General features: G+C 69.1%; 1 pseudogene. It reads left to right on the top strand.

The features are described 5' to 3' along the window. Positions 1-5: 5 nt before the first annotated feature. Positions 6-272 (top strand): annotated as a pseudogene (locus tag CH341_RS32545) (NAD(P)H-binding protein); the annotation flags it as partial.

The raw sequence follows: 272 nt of genomic DNA, 5'->3' as shown, positions 1-272 counted from the left end.
GGGCGCTGACGCCGGAAGGGACGGCGCGGCTCCTGGAGGGGGCGAAGCTGCGCTTCGGCGAGGTGGCGGACCCGGTGTCGCTCAAACGCGAGGTGTTTTCCGGCGAGCCGTTCGACGTTCTCGTCTCCTGCCTTGCCTCGCGCACCGGCGGCGAGAAGGACGCGTGGGCGATCGATTATCAGGCGCATTCCGATGCGCTTGCGGCCGCGCGGGACGCGGGCGTCAGGCAGATGGTGCTCCTGTCGGCGATCTGCGTGCAGAAACCGCTTCTT

This window comes from Rhodoplanes roseus (genome assembly GCF_003258865.1).
In the GTDB taxonomy this organism is placed as follows: Bacteria; Pseudomonadota; Alphaproteobacteria; order Rhizobiales; family Xanthobacteraceae; genus Rhodoplanes; species Rhodoplanes roseus.
This window is presented reverse-complemented; position numbering and strand designations above follow the sequence as displayed.